We start from the raw sequence: 19,677 nt of genomic DNA on the forward strand, positions 1-19,677 counted from the left end.
ACGTCAACTGGGGCTGCAGTACAGCGCGGCATCGGTGAGAACCTCCGGTCAGTCGCTATGTGAATGATGAGAATGACAAGGTTACTATCTGGGAACGGTCTCAGGTATTTAACAGGGTTGCACTAGCAAGGCGGTTTGAGCTTTGACAGAAATCGCCTTACCTATGCGACGCTGTTCTCACTCGCGTCCTTGAGCCTGACAGCGGCGACGGGTGCCCTGCTGCTGTCCGGCGCGGTGCAGGTGACCATGATCGGGTTTGGGCTTCGCCGCCCGATCTAAGGCCAAACCCCGCGCTGCTCCAAGATCGAGGTCAGTCGTTCGAGGGCCTCGACCAGCGCCGCGGTGCGCAGGTCGGTGCAGAGATCGCCGTTGCTCGGGTGCGAGGCGAAGGCGCGCCAACGCGCGACGACGCGGTCAGTGGCATTGTTGATCCGTGCGCGCAGGCGGCCATTGATGTCGTCTAGCGGCCAGCTGTGGTGCTCGATGTTCTGCACCCATTCGTAATAGCTGACGGTCACGCCACCAGCGTTGGCGAGGATATCGGGCAGCACCAGGATGCCGCGTTCGGCGAGGATGTCGTCTGCCTCTGGTGTGACGGGCCGATTGGCGCCTTCGATGACCACGCGGGCATTCACCGCAGCTGCGTTGCCGCTATGGATCTGGCCGCCGAGTGCCGCTGGAATCAGCAGATCGCAATCGAGTGCCAGCAGATCGTCGTTGGTGATGGTGCGGGTCTCGGCGAGTCCGACAACGGTGCCGTTCTCGGCCTTGTGCGCGTTGAGGGCGGCGAGGTCGAGCCTGTCCCCATTGCTGACGAGCACGCCGCCACGCGAGTCGCTGATCGCGATCACCCGCGCGCCACGCTCGTGCAGCAGGTGCGCAGCGACGCGACCGACTTCACCATAGCCTTGAATCGCAACCCGAGCCCCATCGAGCGACTCGAGCTGCGGCACGGCGCCTAGGCTCAGCAAGCGCTCGGCGGCCAGCACACAGCCGCGTCCAGTGGCCTCGCTGCGGCCTTCCGAGCCGCCAATCGCAAGCGGTTTGCCGGTGACGACCGGAAGGTTGTTCTCGCCTGGATGCAGCGCGTCGTAGGTATCGTAGATCCAGGCCATGGTCTGGCTGTCGGTGTAGAGATCAGGCGCTGGGATGTCGGTATAAGGGCCGATGTTGTCGCCAAGCTCGGAGACGAAGCGTCGGGTAATCCGGCGCAGCTCACGCTGACTGAGCTGCTTCGGCGAGCAGGCGATGCCGCCCTTGGCGCCGCCGAAGGGGATGCGCAGGAGCGCGCATTTCCAGGTCATCAAGGCCGCGAGCGCCGCGACCTCCGACAATGAGACTTGCGGATGAAAGCGGATACCGCCCTTGCCCGGCCCCAGCAGTCGATTGTGGAGCACCCGATAGCCGACAAAGGTCCGCAGCTGGCCGTCGTCGAGCTCGACCGGGATGTTCACGGTGATGGTGCGACGCGGCGGCAGCAGCACCTCGAGCAAGCCCCCGTCGAGGCCGTCAAGATGCTGCTGCGCGCGCGCGAATTGACAGTGGATGATGCGCTCCGGTGCCAGCTCGCTACCGCTGTCGGTCGTTCCTTCGGCAGCGCGGGCTAGGTTGGAGGTTGTGTTTGTCGTCATGCGCTGGTTATCGCTTTCCGGGATGGGTGGGCGCGATCGGTGTCAGCTTCCAGATCTCGTCGTTGTACTGGGCGATGGTGCGATCGGACGAGAAATGGCCGCTGTGCGCGCTGTTGAGGATGCTCATCCGCAGCCAGCGTGGGCGGTCCATATAGGCCTCTGCGGCCTGTTGCTGAGCCTGACGATAACTGTCGAAATCGGCCGCCGTGAGCCAGGGATCATGGGGGTTACGGATGCCATGGATGATCGAGTCGAAGATACCGGGCTCGAATTGGTTGAAGTGGCCGCATTCGAGCAGGGCCATCACCTCGCGCAGGGCGTCGTCGTGGGCAATGATGCCATTGGGGTCATAGTGAGCGCGGGTGTGCTCGACCTCCTCAGCGGTCAGCCCGAAGAGGAAGAAGTTCTCGTCGCCGACGCGCTCGCGGATCTCGATATTGGCGCCATCAAGGGTGCCGATGGTCACCGCGCCGTTCATCATGAACTTCATGTTGCCGGTGCCCGAGGCCTCTTTGCCGGCCGTTGAGATCTGCTCCGAGAGATCGGTGCCGGGGGCGAGTATCTCCATCACCGAGACGCGATAGTCAGGGATGAAGGCCATCCGCAGCTGCTCGGTGACCTGGCGATCGGCGTTCACCACCTTGGCGACATTGTTGGCCAGCTTGATGATCAGCTTGGCGATCTCATAGCCAGGCGCGGCCTTGCCGCCGATCAGCACACAGCGCGGGGCGCCAATGTGGCCATCGCCATGCTTGATCCGGTTGTAGAGATGGATCACGTGCAAGATGTTGAGCAGCTGGCGCTTGTACTCGTGGATGCGCTTGACCTGGACATCGAACATAAACTCGACCGGGAACTCGATCCGGCAGGTTGAGCCCACCATCTCGGCCAGCCGCCGCTTGTTGTCGGTCTTGATCTGGTCCCAGCGCGCGCGAAAGTCGGCATCCTCGGTCTCGGGGGCGATCTTTTCGAGCTGTGAGAGATCGTTGACCCAGTGGTTACCGATGGTCTCATCGAGCAGCTCTCGTAGCCCTGGGTTGCACATCGCCAGCCAGCGGCGCGGCGTGACCCCATTGGTCTTGTTGTTGAATTTTTCCGGCCAGAGCTCGAACCAATCGCGGAACAGACCCTGTTTGAGCAGCTCGGAATGCAGCGCGGCAACGCCGTTGACCGAGAAGCTGCCGACGATGGCGAGGAAGGCCATGCGTACCTGCGGGTCATCGCCTTCTTCGATCAACGACATGCGCCGCTGCCGATCCATATCGCCAGGCCAGCGCGAGGCGACCTCTGAGAGGAAGCGGGCGTTGATCTCGTAGATGATCTCGAGCACGCGCGGCAACAGCTGCTGGAACAGGCGCACCGGCCAGCGTTCCAACGCCTCGGGTAGCAGGGTGTGGTTGGTGTAGGCCATGGTGCGGCTGGCGATCGCCCAGGCCTCATCCCATTGCATGTGGTGCAGGTCCATGAGCTGGCGCATCAGCTCAGGCACCGAGACCGCGGGATGGGTGTCGTTGAGCTGGAAGCAGTTCTTGTCGGCGAACGCGCTGAAGTCCTCGCCGTGCAGCCGCTGCCACTCGCGGATCACGTCCTTGATGCTGGCGCAGGCGAGGAAGTACTGCTGGCGCAGCCGCAGCTCCTTGCCGTTCTCGCTGGCATCGTTCGGGTAGAGCACCATGGTGATGTGCTCGGCATCGTTCTTCGCGGCCACCGACTCCGGGTAGCTGCCGGCATTGAATTCGCCGAGATCGAAGACGTCCGTGGCCGTCGCGGACCAGAGCCGTAGGGTGTTGATGGTGTCGTTCTGATAACCCGGGATCGGGATGTCATAGGGCACGGCAAGCACGTCGTGGGTGTTCACCCAGCGCTGAACCATGCGGCCCTGATCGTCCTGATGCGTCTCGGTGTGGCCGCCGAACGGGATGCGTTGGGTGTACTCGGGGCGTTCGAGCTCCCAGGGATTGCCATCGCGCAGCCAATGATCCGGCTCTTCGAGCTGGCGGCCGTTCTCGATCAGTTGCCGGAACATGCCAAAGTCGTAGCGCAGGCCGTAGCCTTTGACCGGCAGCTGGAGCGTCGCGCAGCTGTCGAGGAAACAGGCCGCAAGGCGTCCGAGGCCGCCGTTGCCGAGGCCAGCGTCCATCTCGGCGGATTCGATCTCTTCGTACATCAAGCCCATGTCGTAAAGGGCCTGGCGCGCCTCGTCGGTGATGCCCAGGTTGAGCAGCGCGTTGCTCAGCGAACGGCCCATCAGGAACTCGAGCGAAAGATAGTAGGTGCGCTTGCAGTTGGCCTGGTCATGCGCGTGACGGGTGAGTTTCCAACGCTCCATCAGACGATCGCGCAGGCTGACTGCCAAGGCCTTGTACGGATAGTAGGCGGAGCGGCAATCGCGGTCGCGACCTAGGGTGTGCGCGTAGTAGTGCTGGAAGTCGCGGCCGATACTGTCGGCGTCCATGCCGAGCGGATCGAGCTTGAAGAGACGCTCGTTGGGTGTGCTGTCGGTGAGATCTTTGAATGGGGACATGCTTGAGATCCTGCGCTGAAGTGGCGGGCGATGACGGTATGGGGATGCGGAAGACCCTAAGATAACGTGTGATGCGCCAAGCTGAGAACGACTAAACGCGGGTCTGTGAATTGGGTCTGTGAATTAGTAGTACGCGGCGATGACGCGCCAGCCTAGCCAGGTTCGGCCGAGTCGGAGGTGCACAGGGGTTGTCTGCGGCTCCTGCGTGCCTTCTGGAGATGGCGTCTGATCGCCGATTTGAACCCTAAAGCCTGTTGGTGAGGTATAGAACGCATAGTGGATCGCGGGCCGAAAGCCATCGCCGCCCTCGGCATGGGTGAGCAGCAGTTGACGCAGCCAGCTCAGGGTGACGGTGTGCGATAGGGCGTCAGCGCCATCGCGCCGGATGGCCTCTTGAATCCAGTCGATGAAAGCGTCCGAGACCTCGCCGATTGCGCTGTCGTGCTCTTTGTTCAGGCGCCGTTGGATTTGCTCGTGTACTGCCTCGATATTAACGACCGAGCTCAGCGCCGAGGTTGGACCATTGACGGTAATAAAATTGAGCCGCCAGAGGGTGATATACGGTGAGACCAGGTACAGGCAGCTTGTGATTAGCAGGGCCAGAAGAGCCCAGCGAGCGCCCAAAGGCAGACGCTGGAGGCGGCCCCGCGTCAGAGTCTCCTGGATCGGCAGTTGGCTCGTGCTAGACATCAGGACGCCGGTACCTGGAGCTGCTCGAGCGCCTCTCCGGTTGTCAGCCAAGCCTGTTCGACGTCTGCCAGCTCGGCATCGACCTGGCGCTTCTTGTTCATCAGCGAGAGCAATCGTGACTTGGCGTCTGCGTCGTACAGTGCTGGATCAGCCAGCTGCTGATCCAGTTCTTCCGCTTGCGCACTGAGCGACTCGAGTCGTTGCTCAAGCCGTTTCAGTTCTCGGCGCAAGGGCTGCAGACGCGCGCGCTGCTCGGCCTCATGTCGGCGCAGTTCCTTTTTTGAGGGGATGCCGCCGGCTGCTGCAAGCGCCTGACTCTGTGCGGCGTGACGCTGTGAGTCGTCACCTTGCGCGTCAGTGTTGCGGGGCGCAGTAGCACTCGTTGCCTGCCGGCGTTGCGCAGCGCGTTGGCTGATCCAGCGAGGGTAGTCGTCAAGGTCGCCATCGAAGGGTGCCAGGGTGCCTTCATCGACCAGTAGCAAGACATCGCAGGTGATGCGCAGCAAATGCCGGTCGTGTGAGACCAAGACCACGGCACCCTCGTAGTCCTGCAGGGCCTCGCTCAGCGCTTGGCGCATATCGAGATCAAGGTGATTGGTTGGCTCGTCGAGCAACAGCAGGTTTGGCCGCTGATAGACGATCAGCGCAAGTGCTAGCCGTGCCTTCTCCCCGCCAGAGAAAGGTGCAACGGGGTCCGTGGCCTGGTCGCCACTAAAGCCAAAACCACCGAGGAAGTCACGCAGTTGCTGCTCAGAGGCCGCAGGATCGATCTGGACGAGATGCTGCAGCGGCGAGGCTTCCGGCTGTAACTGATCCATCTGGTGTTGGGCGAAGTAGCCGATGCGCAGTCCTTGGGCCTCGACGCGGTTGCCCTTCAGAGCAGCATGCTCGCCGGCGATGGCCTTGATCAGGGTCGATTTGCCAGCACCATTCGGGCCCAGCAATGCGATCCGGTCGTCGGGGTGCAGCGACAGGTTGACGTCCTCGAGGATTGGCACGCCATCGTAGCCGACGGCGAGCTCCTCGAGGCGGAGCAGCGGGTTGGGCTGGGTGGCCGCGTTACGGAAGCTGAAGCGGAATGGGGTGTCGACATGGGCCGGCGCGATCAGCTCGAGCCGCTCGAGTGCCTTGAGCCGGCTCTGCGCCTGGCGGGCCTTAGTGGCCTTGGCGCGGAACCGATCGATAAACGAGCGCACGTGGGCCACTTCTCGCTGCTGGCGCACAAAGGCGGCCTGTTGCTGGGACAGCTGCTCAGCGCGCTGCCGCTCGAAGGCCGAGTAGCCGCCGCTATAGGTCCAGAGCTTCAGCCGGTCGAGATGGCAGATCGTGGTGGCGACGGCGTCGAGCACGTCGCGATCGTGCGAGATCAGGATCAGGGTCCCAGAGTAGGCGCGAAGCCAGCCCTCGAGCCAGATCACGGCGTCGAGATCAAGGTGGTTGGTCGGCTCGTCGAGCAGCAGCAGATCAGAGCGGCACATGAGTGCCTGCGCCAGCGCTAGGCGCATCCGCCAACCACCGGACCAGGCATCGAGCGGCCGACGCTCCTCGCCGACCGCAAACCCGAGCCCATGCATCAGTTGCGCGGCGCGGCTTTCGGCGTCCCAGGCGCCGACCGACTCTAGCTGCCCGAGCAGCTCGCCCTGCCGTAGGCCATCGTCAGCCTGTTCGGCCTCGGCGAGGGCCGCCTGCAACTGTCTGAGCTCTCGATCCCCATCGATGACGAACTCGATGGCTTCGCGTGCGCCGGATGGGGTGTGTTGCGCGACATGCGCGACTTCCCAACCGGCCGGTATCGAGACGTTGCCCGCATCGGTCCCGAGCTCATGCCGTAGCAACGCGAGCAGGCTTGATTTGCCGCAGCCATTGGCACCGACGAGACCGAGCTTCTGCCCAGGGTGGACGCGAAGCTCCGCCTCATCGATGAGCAGCTTAGTGCCGCGGCGCAAGCTGATACCGCGCAGTTCAAGCATGCTCAGGCCCGCCCTCGTCGAGCGCTCATCGGCGGCAAGCTCGGCGCCTGCGGGGCTTCGCGATCCAACTTTCGATAGCCGATCGCTTCGCTGAGGTCAGCGATCGTCATCTCGCGCCGATCGGCAAGGTCAGCGATGGTGCGAGCGACCTTCAGGATGCGATGGTAGGCACGCGCCGAGAGCGCCAGCCGCTGCATGGCCTGCTCCATGAGGCGGCGGCCGTCGTTACTCAGCGCGCAATCACGCTCGACCTCACGCGGCTGCAGCGCGCTGTTCGGCTTACCGGCACGCGCCATGGCCAGCGCGCGGGCGGCTTCGACGCGTTGTTTCACGATTGCACTCGACTCAGCTGTTGTCGGCTCAGCCGAATGCAGCTGCTCAGCGGCTAATCGCGGCACCTCGACATGCAGGTCGATCCGATCCAGCAGGGGTCCGGAGAGGCGCGCGCGGTAGCGACTGACCTGCTCTTGGGTGCAGCGACAGCGACCGCTCGGATCGCCAAGGTAGCCGCAAGGGCAGGGGTTCATCGCCGCGATGAGTTGGAATCGGGCCGGTAGCTCAGCACTTCGGGCTGCGCGCGAGATCAAGATCTGGCCAGACTCGAGCGGCTCGCGCAGAACCTCGAGCACACGCCGATCGAACTCCGGCAGTTCATCGAGAAACAAGACGCCATGGTGGGCAAGGGAGATCTCGCCTGGCCGCGGATTCGCGCCGCCGCCAACCAAGGCGATGGCCGAGGCTGTGTGATGCGGCGAGCGGAACGGACGCTGCCGCCAGGCCAGGGGTATCCCGGAGGCCTGCCGGCTGACCGAATGCACCGTCGCGACCTCAACCGCTTCCGCCTCAGTGAGGGCAGGCAAGATCCCCGGCAGCCGCGCCGCCAGCATCGATTTTCCGGTGCCGGGTGGGCCGAGCAGCAAGAAGCTGTGAGCGCCAGCGGCGGCGATCTCGAGCGCGCGCTTCGCCTGCGGCTGGCCGCGGACCTCAGCGAGGTCGAGCGTCGTCGGCGGTGCTTCGACTGAATCGACGTGCTGATAGGCGGTCAGTCTGCTCAGTCCGTTGAGATGTTCGCAGACATCGAGCAGGCAGTCGGCGGGGAAGATCTCGAGGCCGCTCACCAGTGCGGCCTCGGCTGCATTGAGCCTGGGTAGGATCAGCGCGCGGCCGACATCGCGCGCGGCTAGCGCCGCTGGTAGCACGGCGTCGACGGGGCGCAGCTCACCGCTCAAGGCCAGCTCGCCGAGGAACTCATGCCGGGTCAGTGGCTCCGCCTGGATCTGGCCTGAGGCGCCGAGGATGCCGAGCGCGATGGGGAGATCGAAGCGGCCACCTTCCTTCGGGAGATCGGCGGGTGCCAGGTTGATGGTCACCCGCCCGGCCGGGAAGTCGAAGCGACTATTGGCGAGTGCTCCGCGCACCCGATCCTTGCTCTCGCGCACCGCCAGCTCCGGCAGTCCAACGATCGACAACGAGGGCAGGCCAACGCCCGCGTGCACCTCGACGGTGACCGCTGGCGCCTGGATGCCGACCCGGGCACGGCTATAGAGAACGGAGAGGCCCAATGGTGCTGGCGCGGGGCGTTGTTAGCGCAGAGTCGCGCTCATGCGCTTGGCCCTTCGACATCGGCCGTCGCGGTCGAGCCTTGACCCGCCGGTGCCTCAAGCGCTGCGACACGCTTTTCCAGCGCAGCCAGTTTTGCGCGCGAGCGGGCGAGCACCGCTGCTTGAACATCGAATTCCTCGCGCGTCACTAGGTCGAGCCGCGCCAGCCCCGACTCGAGCGTTGCGCGAAAGCTGCGGCCGATGTCTTCCTGCAACACCTGAAAGCCCTTGGGTGCATGTTCTGCAAGGCGGCGGGCGAGGTCGTCAATCTGTTTTGGGTCGAGCATGGGAGTTCACCTGCAATGGAAGCAATGCCGATCATTATAGGGCGATGGCGTTTCGGGCGCCTGTACCGTGCTTGCCCTGAAATGGCGCACAAGCCGGTCGAGAGCCCCGTATCAACGCACCGTGACAGTGCGGTTACAGAGTTGCGCTTCTGCGACATTATGCCCAATTCCGTTGCCTTTTGGGTACATAAGTATTTTGGCATACAACCTGCTTAGCTCTGTCCGACTGTGATTTTGCGATTGGCACGATCACCACGCAGGGCGGTCGTCTCGCCCGTCTCTACGACATGAACTGAGGTAACTTGACCATGAAAACAAAGAGCTTGGGAATGGTGGCCGCATCTGGCGCCCTGCTATCCGCTGCTTCGCTTCTCGTCTCTGTGCCCGCTGCCGCTCAAGACCCCTGGTCGTTCAGTGCGAACATCGGCGCCGTCTCAAACTACGTATGGCGCGGCGTCACGCAGACAGGCGATCAGGCCGCGATCCAAGGCGGGCTCGATGTCGGCCACGAAAGCGGCTTCTATGCAGGTACTTGGGTGTCGAACATCGACTGGGGGACAGCTGATCCGAACTACGAGTTGGATCTCTACACAGGGTTTGGCGGGGCGATCAACGATGATGTCAGCTACGACATCGGTGCGATCTACTACGCCTATCCCGATGGACGAGACTCAGATTTCGCAGAGCTGACCCTGAGCGGCTCCTTCAAATGGTTCACGCTCGGCATTGCCTACACGGTGTACGGCGAAAATGACGGCGGTTTGTTCGATGACGGTGATCTGTACTACTTCGGTGGTGCCGATTTCGCACTGCCGTATGACTTTGGCTTCAGTGTTTTCGGAGGCTACTACCAGTTCCGACACAACGATGTGGTCGTCGATGTGGTTGAAGACGCGAACGGCAATCTGATCGATGTCACGGAATCCGCGGATTATTGGAACTACGGAGCCTCGATAAGTCGCGAAGCGGGCGACTTTGGCACCTTCAGCTTCAACTGGACCCAGAACAATGGTCGCCAGGAAGTTGGCTACGACGACGATCCCAAGTTCTGGGTCGGTTGGAACAAAGAGTTCTGATCGATTGGCTCGCCACTTGCATTAGCTTCACCGCACAAGCGCGTAGCGGCAATGGCCGAACTGCCATCGTCTAACGCGGCTGGCCTACAGCGGGCCAGCCGCCACCCATCCAACGGAGCATATTCATGAAGCTGGTTGCTGCCATCATCAAACCCTTCAAGCTCGATGACGTGCGCGAGGCGTTGGCCGATATCGGCGTCTCGGGCATCACCGTCATCGAGGTCAAGGGCTTCGGTCGTCAGAAAGGCCATACCGAGCTCTATCGCGGCGCCGAGTACGTCGTCGACTTCCTCCCCAAGATCAAGGTCGAGATCGCGATTGACGATAGCCTCGTCGATCAGGTGATCGAGGCGATTAGCAACGCCGCGCGAACCGGAAAGATTGGCGATGGCAAGATCTTCGTCAGTGAAGTCGACCAAGTCATTCGTATCCGCACCGGCGAGACCGGTCCGGACGCCCTCTAACTCGGCAACGGAGGAAATCAACAGTGGAAGAACCGACTATTCAACTCGCGTATGCGCTGGATACGTTCTATTTCCTGATCTCAGGTGCCTTGGTCATGTGGATGGCCGCGGGCTTCTCGATGCTCGAGGCCGGCTTGGTGCGCGCCAAGAACACCGCCGAGATCCTGACCAAGAACGTCGCGCTCTTCGCGATCGCCTGCATCATGTACATGCTGATCGGCTACGGCATCATGTACCCGAATGGCGGCAACGGCATCGTTCCAGATATTAGCTGGAGCTTCATGTTTGGTGGCGACAACACGGTTGAGGACGTGCTTGCCAGCGGTGGTGACACCTACTACTCGGTGATGTCCGACTTCTTCTTCCAAGTGGTGTTCGTGGCCACGGCCATGTCGATCGTCTCTGGTGCGGTTGCTGAGCGCATGAAACTCTGGGCCTTCCTGCTCTTCGCGATCGTCCTGACCGGCTTCATCTACCCGGTACAGGGTTACTGGAAGTGGGGCGGCGGCTGGCTCGACGGCATCGGCTTTAGTGACTTTGCCGGGTCGGGTCTCGTCCATCTCTGCGGTGCTTCCGCAGCTTTGGCTGGTGTGCTGCTGCTCGGCGCGCGCAAGGGCAAGTACGGAAAAGATGGCTCGATCAACGCCATCCCCGGCGCGAACCTCCCACTCGCTACCCTCGGCACCTTCATCCTCTGGCTGGGCTGGTTTGGTTTCAACGGCGGCTCGCAGTTGGTGGTCTCTAATATCTCCGATGCCAACGCCGTTGCCGCGGTCTTCGTCAACACCAACATGGCCGCCGCCGGCGGTCTGGTCTTCGCGCTGCTGACCGCAAGGCTGATCTTCGGTAAGGCCGATCTCACCATGGCCCTCAACGGTGCGCTCGCTGGCCTGGTTGCGATCACCGCTGAGCCCCTGACACCGATGCCGCTCGCGGCCACACTGATTGGTGGTGTCGGTGGCGTGATCGTGGTCTTCGCCATCATCTCCTTGGACAAGCTGCGCATCGATGATCCCGTCGGCGCCATCTCCGTGCATGGTGTCGTTGGTATGTGGGGCCTCCTGGCGGTGCCGATCACGAACCCCGATGCGGGCATCGTGCCGCAGTTGATCGGTCTGGTTTCGATCTTCGCTTGGGTCTTCATCACCTCAATCATCGTTTGGCTGCTGATCAAACTGATCATGGGCATCCGCGTGAGCGAGGAGGAAGAGTACGAAGGTGTCGATGTCGGCGAATGCGGACTCGAGGCCTATCCTGAATTCGTTGGCTCCCGCGGCGGCGCTGGAGTCTGACGGATTACGCTTTCCGCGTATCGACCTTGCAGCGGGGCCTTCGGGCCCCGTTTTTGCGTCTGGAGTATCGCCATTCGTCCTGACTGCCAGAGATCAGGGGCCAATAAAGGTTTGGCTTGCCGGCTCGTTACGTCCAGCAATCAGGTGAAATGACCAGCGATGAGTGGCAAGCCGGCTATTCGCCCTGGGTGCTTGCGAGCGCCTGTTTGAAGAAGGCCGGCTGAGCTAGTGCGGCACGATGGATCTCAGCGGTGTAGTAACGTGTTGGGAACGGCAGATTGGTTGCAGCGACGGCGCGGAAGTCTGGAATCGCCTGGTCACGGCTCACCAGGGTAGCGCTCCACCAACCTGACGGATAAATCGCCTGTGGAAAGAACAGCGTGGCACGGTCTTGGAAACCGGCAGCCTCGGTGTCGGCATAGATACCGCGGATGATATCCATGTGATAGAGCGGCGATTCGCTCTGTTGGACCAACAGGCCGCCGGGCGCCAAGGCACGGTGGCAATCGCGATAGAAGGCGGTGGTAAACAAGCCCTCGGCCGGGCCAACTGGATCGGTGCTATCGATGATGATGATATCGAGCGATTGATCCGGCGCCTCCCGCATCCAGCGTATCCCATCGTCGAACAGCAGGGTCGCACGTGGGTCGGCGTTAGACTCAGTCAGCTCAGGAAAGAACTGCTCAGCGACGCGAGTCACGCGCTCGTCGATATCGATCTGGACCGCAGACGCGATCTCCGGATGGCGCAACACCTCGCGCAAGGTGCCGCAGTCCCCCCCACCAATGATCGCGACCCGTCTCGGCGCCGGATGCGTCAACAGCACCGGGTGCGAAAGCATCTCATGGTAGAGGAAGTTCTCACGCGTCGAGAGCATGGTAAAACCATCGATCACCATCAGGTTGCCGAAGGTCTCAGTCTCGTAGACCTCAATGGTCTGAAACGGACTTTCCTCGCGATGCAGCCGCTGTTTGATCCGCAGTGAAAAAGCACTGCCAGCGGCCTCAGCTACCTCGGTAAACCAGTTGTTCTCGTCCAGCATTAGCGTCAACCTCTCCCCATGTCAAACGTCAAACTTCGCCCTTCAAACTTCCCGCTCCCCCGTTCAAACTGCTCTTCATCAACGCGGATAGCGATCGTCGAGATTCGCCGGGCATAACACATCGCGCATGATACCGATCAGCTCCAAAAGCTGGTCGTTGCGGATGCGATAGTAGATGCGGTTGGCCTCCTTGCGCGCGATCACGATATTCTTGTTCCGTAACTGCTCGAGGTGTTGGGAGATGTTGCTCTGCGAGGTTCCCGTGCGCTCGACGATCTCCCCCACCGAGAGCTCGTTTTGCCCGAGCGAGCAGAGGATCTTCCAGCGCAGTGGATGCGCCATCGCCTTCAAGGCCATGGCGGTCAGGGTGGTATCTTCGGGGTCAGAATAATCGGCTGGCAAGTCATCGGTCATGGTCAGCCTCCGTCGTCCTCTCGAGATGGGTGGTCGTCAGCGCTTCCTTGACGTTGTCGTTATCGATGCGGGCATAGCCGCTCATGTCTTTAGCGATGCAGATGATATCTGTTATTGCTCCATCAGTATCTTTTATTGCCGTGCGCGAGAACAAGATGGGGACACGCCTGCCGTTGCTGGCGATGAAGCGCGCCTCGATCTTGGCCAGCGCACCGGTGCGAATCAAGGCCTCGAGCCAGGTACCCATGAAGGCGCCGGCCTCCTCGTCGCCCTCTTCTTCGAAGACGTCGCCGATCGATAGCCCCAGCAGATCTGACTCGCTGTAGCCGAGCATGCGACAGGCGGCTGGGTTGGTGATCTTGATCTCGCCCTCAGGGGTGAGCACGAGCAAGGCTTCGCCCATGTGGGTGATGATGTTGGCCAGATACTGCCGCGCCTCGGCGAGCTCGGCGGTACGCTCGGCGACCTTGATCTCGAGCTCGCGGTTGAGCGAGCGCTCCTTCTCGATCAGCCTAAAGTAGGTACTGATCTTATTGATCAATAGGTTGTCGTCGATGGGCTTGAGCAGATAGTCAACGGCGCCAATCGCGTATCCGCGCTGCTGGAACTCCTCTGCCTTGAACGCGGCCGTGAGGAAGATGATCGGGATATCGCGTGAGCGCCGGCGCCGCTTCAGCAGCGATGCGGTCTGAAAACCGTCCATCTCCGGCATCTGGACATCCAGGATGATCAGGTCGATGTCGTGATGGCTGAGGGTGAGATCAATCGCCTCGCGGCCAGAGGACGCCTCGAGCACGGTCGCTTGGAGATGCTTTTCGATCAGTTTGCGCAACGTGTAGAGGTTGTGCGCATGATCGTCAACGATCAGCAGTTTGTAATCGAATCCGTCTATCATGCCGTCTCCTCGATACCCTCAACAGCACTCGGGCGTAATGAGGCGTGGATGAGATTGGCCAAGGCAGCCGATTCGATCGGCTTTTTCAGGAAACAGCATGCCCCTGCCTCGAGACAACGCGCTTGCGCTGCTGTGTCCAAATCGCCGACGACAACGATCGGCAGATCGGTCAGCCGATCCGTCTGCCGTAAGCGCCTGATCGTAGCACAGGCGTCGCTTGCTTCAAGACAGCCTGCGAGCAGTAGCATCGAGCAGTCATGCTCTTCGGTGAGGGTTTCAAGCGCCTCCTCTTCATCAGCAGCGGTCTGTACCTGGAGTCCGAGTGCCTCCAGTTCTTCAGTGACGGCGAGCAAGCTCTGCACATCTCGCTCGACCAGCAAGACCCATTGGTTGGCGTAATCGGTGCTGGTCGCATCAGAGGCGTCGGCGCCAGTATCCTGATCTAGCGTGCCTGTATCATCGACAGCGAAAACCGCATTGTGTGTCGAAGATTGGGGGCCTTGGGAGAAGGGCGTTTTTTCTGTTCCTTCGCGATGACGACTATTGAGCTCGGCGACGCCAGCGCTGGCCGGCAATGCCTCCATCGTTTCGATCACCTCGACCGCTGGCAGACCGCTTGGATCGCATGACAGGGGTAGATGAAGCGTGAAGCAAGACCCAAGCCCGGGCGTACTGGTGACGGTGATGTGGCCACCGAGCAACTGCGCCAGCTCCTTGCTGATCGAGAGTCCGAGGCCCGTGCCCCCGTAGCGGCGGCGCGTGGAGCCGTCGGCCTGCCGGAAGGCCTCAAAGATGATCTCCTCCTTGCCGACCGGAATGCCAATGCCGGTGTCGGTGACCGAGATCGCGAGTGGATAGTTCTCGTCATCAGCCTCGATGCTGATGGTGACCTGTCCCTTCTCGGTGAACTTTGCAGCGTTAGAGAGGAAATTTTTCAGGATCTGGCGGATCTTGGCTTGATCGCTATAAACATGATCGGGTGCGGCGGCGCTGAGCTCGACCCTCAGCTTCAGCCCTTTTTCGGCGAAGATCGGCCCGAGCATCACCACCAGCTCATCGATCATCGGTCTGGTTGGGACCCACTCCAGATGCACGGTCACCGCGCCGGCCTCGATGCGCGAGATGTCGAGGACGTTGTCGATCATGGCCAGCAGGTCACGTCCGGCTTCGTTGATGACCTTGGCCTGGCGACGTTGATCGTCATCGAGCCCGGATTCCCGCGCTGCGAGCAGTTTAGAGAGCAATAAGATGGAGTTGAGTGGGGTGCGCAGCTCGTGGCTGACGTTGGCGAGGAACTCCGACTTGTAGCGATTGGACTGCTCCAGCTGCCGCATGTGTTGGCGCTCGGCGCTGAGATGCTCGGCATGGCTGTGAGCCAGTGCGTTGAGCTGATCGCCGAGCTCGCGCACTTCGGTGGGACCCTGCCAGCGAAACCGGGGCGTCTGCTCTTCGCGTAGAATGCCGCGAACGCCACTGGTCAGCTGCTGACCGAAGCGCTCGGCGCGCGACGCCAGCCAGCGAGCAATGAGCAGCAGGACCAGGATCAACACCAACACGATGCTGAGCACGCGCCCGACGAGGGCGTTGCGGAAGTTTGCAATCGGCGACGGATCGACCGGTCGCCCGACCCAGAGCGGCTGCGCATTCTCGGTGAGGAACATCGGCACCCAGAGCAGCGGTGGCCCGAAGTCCCCTTTCCAGAGCGCTAGCTTTTCTTCGTCGAAAATCGTTTTAAGGCCGGGAAAATCGGCGAACGCGAGGGCTTCCTCGCTGAATGGCTCACCCGGGCGGAGATAACGGCCGTCGTTGGTGACCCAGAGCGTTTCCCGATAAAAGTTTGCCAGACCGCCCACGTCGATGGTCATCATCAGCAGACCGAGGGGTTTGATCTGGTCCTCGGAATGCTGACCAACCGGGCTCGCAAGCTGGAGCGTCATCAGTTGTCGAGGATCTTCGCGCGCGGCGAACGAGTTGACCCGAATCCGGCTGACGATGACCTCGCCGGATTTGAGCTTTAGGCCGGCACTGGTGAAGCCGCGACTGGGTGGGTCCGGCGGGTGCGCGGTTGGTCGCCATTCGCGGGTCGAGGCGTCGCGCGCGAGCCAAAAGCGCTCGTTGCCATCGCCATCGACGAAGAGGATCTCGATCAGGTCGGCCTGGTCGCTGAGCATCTGGTTGATCCAACCGGTGTAGCGCGCACGGGCAAGGTCGATGGCCTCTTCATCGCTGGCCTCACCGAGGATGATGCCGGGCTCAGGCAGCTTGGCCAGCAGCCGGATCATCTCGTGGCGGCTGGCCAGATGCTGGTCGAGATCGCGGAAGTCCGCCCGCAGATTCTGCAGATAGGCCTTCTGGTAGAACATCGCGGTACGATCGAGCACCAGCGGCAGATTGATCAGCACCGCGACAATCAGAGGTATCAGCCCGAATGCGAGCAGCAGCAGAAGGATGTAGTAGCGAAGCTTCATTCAGAGCGGGACCGGCAGAGCAGCAAGATGTTTCACGGAAACGCTGATGGCGCGTCGCCATCTGAGAGGTTGAGTCGCCTGTGCTCAAGCTAAAGAACATACTCCGACGTGAGCTGGGAGTTGCCCGCTCACTGGTTCAGCGCTACCGCAGCGCGGACGGTGCTTGGCGCGACCGGTTGCTGGGTCAGTTCGTGCAGCCAGCGGATCTCGTCTTCGATATTGGCGCGCACATTGGTGATTGTATCGCGAGCCTGCGTCGGCTGGAGGCGCGCGTGGTCGCTGTCGAGCCACAACCGGCGCTGGCGCGGACATTGCGGATATTGCATGGCCGTGACCGGCAAGTGGTGCTCGAGCAGGTTGCCATGGGCGCTGACACGACTGAGGCTGAGATGTATCTCAATCTTGCTAACCCAACTGTCAGCTCGCTCTCGCGTGGCTTCATGACCGCCGCTCAGTACGGGCAGGCATGGCAGGGCCAGCGCTGGGAGGGCAGGGTCAAGGTACCCGTGACGACGCTAGATGCGATGATCGCGCGTCATGGGGAGCCGCGGTTTTGCAAGATCGATGTCGAGGGCTATGAGGCCATTGTCCTACAAGGGCTGAGTCGCCCCTTGGCCGCGCTTTCGTTCGAGTTCACGACCATTCAGCGCCAGGTCGCACTGCGGGCGCTCGCGGAATGCGAGCGGCTCGGCGGTTATCGCTACAACGCCGCATTGGGTGCGAGCACGTCGCTGGTGCACGCGAACTGGCTGAGCGCCGAGGAGATCGGCTGCTGGACCGAGGGGCTGCCGGAAGCAGCGAATGCGGGGGATATCTATGCGGTGCGGGTGGATGCCTAGCGCGATCGATCCGAACTATGACGGATGAAGCACAGGCCTTTTGGCTCGTCCGCCCAGGGCAGGGGGCACTACGCACCGAGACGCTTGCGCCCCTCAGCGGCGGTGAGGTAGAGGTTCGCACCCTCTTCAGCGGCATCAGCCGAGGCACCGAGGCACTGGTGTTTCGCGGTGAGATCCCGGAGAGCGAGTACGAGCGCATGCGCGCACCGTTCCAGGTCGGCTGCTTCCCGGCGCCGGTCAAGTACGGCTATATCAGCGTTGGCCGCGTCGAGGCCGTCGATGCGGCCGAGGATGCCGAGCTGATCGGCCAACCGGTGTTTTGTTTGTACCCGCACCAAGATCGCTATCGCGTGCCGGCCTTGGCGGTGCATCCATTGCCGGCTGGGCTACTGCCGGAACGGGCGATCCTCGCCGCGCAGATGGAGACCGCGATCAACGGGCTCTGGGATGCGCAGCCGCGCCTCGGCGATCGGATCGCGGTTGTGGGCGCTGGGACAGTTGGCTGCCTCTGCGCTTGGCTCGCGAGCAGGATACCGGGCTGCGAGGTGGAGCTAGTCGACATCAATCCGCAGCGTGCCGAGACCGCGGCGGCATTAGGGGTTGCGTTCCAAGATCCCGCCACCGCTCGTCCTGATGCGGACTTGGTGATTCATGCCAGCGGAACCTCCGACGGGCTCGTCGGCGCGCTCGCGCTCGCCGGCGTCGAGGCGACCGTCCTAGAACTGAGCTGGTTCGGCAGCCAAGCCGTCAGCTTGCCATTGGGCCAGGCCTTCCATCAGCGCCGGCTCACGTTGCGCTCATCGCAGGTTGGCAGCCTGCCGCTTGGGCAGCGGGCGCGCTGGGATCATCGGCGGCGCCTGCAGCTTGCCCTATCGCTGCTGCGCGACCCGGTGCTCGATGCGTTGATCACTGGCGAAGAGGCCTTTTCCGATCTGCCGAGGGTCATGGCTAGGCTGGCCAAGGCCCCAGGTGCGACACTGATGCACCGTATCCGTTATGGTGATTGCACCTGATCGCTAGACAAAAACAAGCCGTGAAAGCCTAGCGTTCATGCGCCCATCCTGTCTAGCAGTCAGGACAGATGGCGATACCACTCGTGAAACGCCGTCAGCGTCCGGCGAACGACCGGATCGACGGCTGCTGATTGAGGTCGTCCATGTTCAAATTGTGCGGTGGCAGCGCCAAGATTACCCTGCCCAACGCGCGCATCATCGCCCAGGGTGATGACGTGCCATGTCCGTTGAGATGAGTCAGCATAGGATGAGTGATCATGTATAGCCTCTGCGTTCGCGACCACATCATGATCGCGCACAGCTTTCGCGGTGAGATCTTTGGCCCCGCGCAACACTTGCATGGTGCCACCTATGTGGTCGACTGCGAGTTACGCCGCCCGGAGCTGGATGCGGATGGCTTGGTGGTCGATATCGGCAAGGCCTCGATGGTGCTGCGCGAGGTGCTCGGCGAGCTCGACTACCAAAACCTCGATGAGCACCCCGCGTTCAAGGGCCAGAATACGACCACCGAGTTTCTCGCCCGGGCGATCTTCGACCGGTTCGCAGCGCGGATCAGCGCGGGCGATCTCGGTGAATCGGCCAAGGGGCTGACCGCGATGCGGGTCCAGCTCAGCGAATCGCACGTCGCCTGGGCCGCTTATGAGGCCGAGCTGCTAGCTCAGGCCACAACATGACGGCGCCAATGATCGAGCATCACTTCCGGGTTGCACTGCACGACACCGATGCGGCCGGCGTGTTGTTCTTCGCCCATCTGTTCCGCCATGCCCACGATGCCTACGAGGCGATGATGGCCAGGATCGGCTGGCCGGTCGATGGCCTGATTCGTGGGCGTCAGATCGGGCTGCCACTAGTGCATGTCGAAGCCGATTTTCGGCGGCCGCTGCGCCATGGCGATCAGGTCGATGTCGTCATCGCGCTGAAGGAGCTGGGCGAGCGACGTTTCAGCTTGGCCTACGGGTTCTTCATCGGTGATCAGGAAGTGGCAACAGCGCTCAGCGTCCATGTCGCCATCGATCCGCGTACCGGCAAGAGCCAAGCGTTGCCGACATCCCTCATCAGCGCGCTATCCGCATGATCTCGAGCTGACTGAGCGATCCCTCATATATGGTCCGCCCCGCGATGCAAGAGCCACTTGACTGTTCAGCAGAAGGAAACGTTGCGGCCATATATCCGGCGTCGTGATGAGGTGGCGTGATCGCTCCTCGCGCCCTGATGGAATCCGCGCGCATTCCTGTCCTTATCACTGTTTCAGTCTCGGCGATGCCGGCTGGTGAGGATTACAGGGTTTCAGGAATGCAGGACAAGCCTTTCATGCCATCACAGTGACAGTCACTCTTAGCAACTCGTGGTTAGAAACTCGTGGTGTGGGTGATCGTGCTCGCTCGGATGTGACTCAATCCCTCATCGGTGCTCGCGGCGGTTAAACCGCCTGACTCAAGGCGTGCTTTGGATCGTAGGCCTCGCCTTTGGT

The 19,677-nt window shown here is 61.9% G+C and carries 17 protein-coding genes and 1 pseudogene; 8 read left to right on the forward strand and 10 right to left on the reverse strand.

Translation table 11 applies throughout. From position 1 onward, the window contains the following. Window positions 1–162: 162 nt before the first annotated feature. Window positions 163–264: pseudogene (locus CKO42_RS23570) on the forward strand (EamA family transporter); the annotation flags it as partial. Window positions 265–275: 11 nt separating this feature from the next. Here CKO42_RS23570 and CKO42_RS23575 read toward each other — a convergent pair. The 6 genes from CKO42_RS23575 to ubiK form a co-directional block, all read right to left on the reverse strand. Further along, window positions 276–1,631 carry a Glu/Leu/Phe/Val family dehydrogenase gene (locus CKO42_RS23575; RefSeq protein ID WP_200250159.1) on the reverse strand — a complete coding sequence of 452 codons (1,356 nt, stop codon included), beginning with the start codon at window positions 1,629–1,631 and terminating at the stop codon, window positions 276–278. Between the two features lie 7 nt (window positions 1,632–1,638). After that, on the reverse strand, window positions 1,639–4,155 hold the full coding sequence (locus CKO42_RS23580) for a glycogen/starch/alpha-glucan phosphorylase (protein WP_200250161.1): 2,517 nt from the start codon (window positions 4,153–4,155) through the stop codon (window positions 1,639–1,641). 123 nt (window positions 4,156–4,278) lie between these two features. Further along, window positions 4,279–4,845, reverse strand: a complete 567-nt coding sequence (locus CKO42_RS23585; protein ID WP_200250163.1) for a DUF2939 domain-containing protein — start codon at window positions 4,843–4,845, stop codon at window positions 4,279–4,281. Continuing rightward, window positions 4,845–6,815: an ATP-binding cassette domain-containing protein gene (locus tag CKO42_RS23590; protein WP_200250172.1), complete on the reverse strand. Its 1,971-nt coding sequence runs from the start codon at window positions 6,813–6,815 to the stop codon at window positions 4,845–4,847. The genes CKO42_RS23585 and CKO42_RS23590 overlap by 1 nt, the downstream gene beginning before the upstream one ends. 2 nt (window positions 6,816–6,817) lie before the next feature. Beyond that, the gene (locus tag CKO42_RS23595; protein ID WP_200250178.1) at window positions 6,818–8,377 is read right to left on the reverse strand and encodes a YifB family Mg chelatase-like AAA ATPase; all 1,560 of its coding nucleotides are present in this window, start codon (window positions 8,375–8,377) and stop codon (window positions 6,818–6,820) included. A 38-nt stretch (window positions 8,378–8,415) separates the two neighbouring features. Then, window positions 8,416–8,703 carry a ubiquinone biosynthesis accessory factor UbiK gene (gene ubiK / locus CKO42_RS23600; RefSeq protein WP_200250181.1) on the reverse strand — a complete coding sequence of 96 codons (288 nt, stop codon included), beginning with the start codon at window positions 8,701–8,703 and terminating at the stop codon, window positions 8,416–8,418. Window positions 8,704–9,011: 308 nt separating this feature from the next. On the opposite strand from ubiK, the gene CKO42_RS23605 reads away from it, so the two are divergent. The 3 genes from CKO42_RS23605 to CKO42_RS23615 all read left to right on the forward strand — a co-directional run bounded on the left by CKO42_RS23605 (window position 9,012) and on the right by CKO42_RS23615 (window position 11,535). Then, window positions 9,012–9,779: a TorF family putative porin gene (locus CKO42_RS23605; protein ID WP_200250184.1), complete on the forward strand. Its 768-nt coding sequence runs from the start codon at window positions 9,012–9,014 to the stop codon at window positions 9,777–9,779. Window positions 9,780–9,904: 125 nt separating this feature from the next. Then, entirely contained in the window at window positions 9,905–10,243 is a 339-nt protein-coding gene (locus CKO42_RS23610; protein WP_200250187.1) for a P-II family nitrogen regulator, read from the forward strand. Window positions 10,244–10,266: 23 nt separating this feature from the next. Next, a complete protein-coding gene (locus CKO42_RS23615) occupies window positions 10,267–11,535 on the forward strand; it encodes an ammonium transporter (RefSeq protein ID WP_200250190.1) in 1,269 nt (422 codons plus the stop codon). Window positions 11,536–11,710: 175 nt separating this feature from the next. On the opposite strand, the gene speE is transcribed toward CKO42_RS23615, so the two are convergent. The 4 genes from speE to CKO42_RS23635 all read right to left on the reverse strand — a co-directional run bounded on the left by speE (window position 11,711) and on the right by CKO42_RS23635 (window position 16,354). Then, on the reverse strand, window positions 11,711–12,577 hold the full coding sequence (gene speE / locus CKO42_RS23620; protein ID WP_200250192.1) for a polyamine aminopropyltransferase: 867 nt from the start codon (window positions 12,575–12,577) through the stop codon (window positions 11,711–11,713). A 78-nt stretch (window positions 12,578–12,655) separates the two neighbouring features. Continuing rightward, window positions 12,656–12,991: an ArsR/SmtB family transcription factor gene (locus CKO42_RS23625; protein ID WP_200250194.1), complete on the reverse strand. Its 336-nt coding sequence runs from the start codon at window positions 12,989–12,991 to the stop codon at window positions 12,656–12,658. Continuing rightward, window positions 12,981–13,886, reverse strand: a complete 906-nt coding sequence (locus tag CKO42_RS23630; RefSeq protein WP_200250197.1) for a response regulator — start codon at window positions 13,884–13,886, stop codon at window positions 12,981–12,983. Before CKO42_RS23630 ends, CKO42_RS23625 begins: the two co-directional genes overlap by 11 nt. After that, a complete protein-coding gene (locus CKO42_RS23635; protein WP_200250201.1) occupies window positions 13,883–16,354 on the reverse strand; it encodes an ATP-binding response regulator in 2,472 nt (823 codons plus the stop codon). Before CKO42_RS23635 ends, CKO42_RS23630 begins: the two co-directional genes overlap by 4 nt. An 80-nt stretch (window positions 16,355–16,434) precedes the next feature. Here CKO42_RS23635 and CKO42_RS23640 point away from each other — a divergent pair, with 80 nt between their 5' ends. The 4 genes from CKO42_RS23640 to CKO42_RS23655 all read left to right on the forward strand — a co-directional run bounded on the left by CKO42_RS23640 (window position 16,435) and on the right by CKO42_RS23655 (window position 19,281). Beyond that, complete coding sequence (locus CKO42_RS23640; protein ID WP_200250204.1) at window positions 16,435–17,193, forward strand: FkbM family methyltransferase; 759 nt, start codon at window positions 16,435–16,437, stop codon at window positions 17,191–17,193. A 17-nt stretch (window positions 17,194–17,210) separates the two neighbouring features. Next, entirely contained in the window at window positions 17,211–18,206 is a 996-nt protein-coding gene (locus CKO42_RS23645; protein WP_200250206.1) for a zinc-dependent alcohol dehydrogenase, read from the forward strand. 257 nt (window positions 18,207–18,463) lie between these two features. Continuing rightward, window positions 18,464–18,880 (forward strand): 6-pyruvoyl trahydropterin synthase family protein, encoded by a 417-nt coding sequence (locus CKO42_RS23650; RefSeq protein WP_200250207.1) that lies wholly within the window; start codon window positions 18,464–18,466, stop codon window positions 18,878–18,880. Beyond that, window positions 18,877–19,281, forward strand: a complete 405-nt coding sequence (locus CKO42_RS23655; RefSeq protein ID WP_200250209.1) for an acyl-CoA thioesterase — start codon at window positions 18,877–18,879, stop codon at window positions 19,279–19,281. The genes CKO42_RS23650 and CKO42_RS23655 overlap by 4 nt, the downstream gene beginning before the upstream one ends. Window positions 19,282–19,677: the final 396 nt, after the last annotated feature.

Source organism: Lamprobacter modestohalophilus, from assembly GCF_016583905.1.
In the GTDB taxonomy this organism is placed as follows: domain Bacteria; phylum Pseudomonadota; class Gammaproteobacteria; order Chromatiales; family Chromatiaceae; genus Lamprobacter; species Lamprobacter modestohalophilus.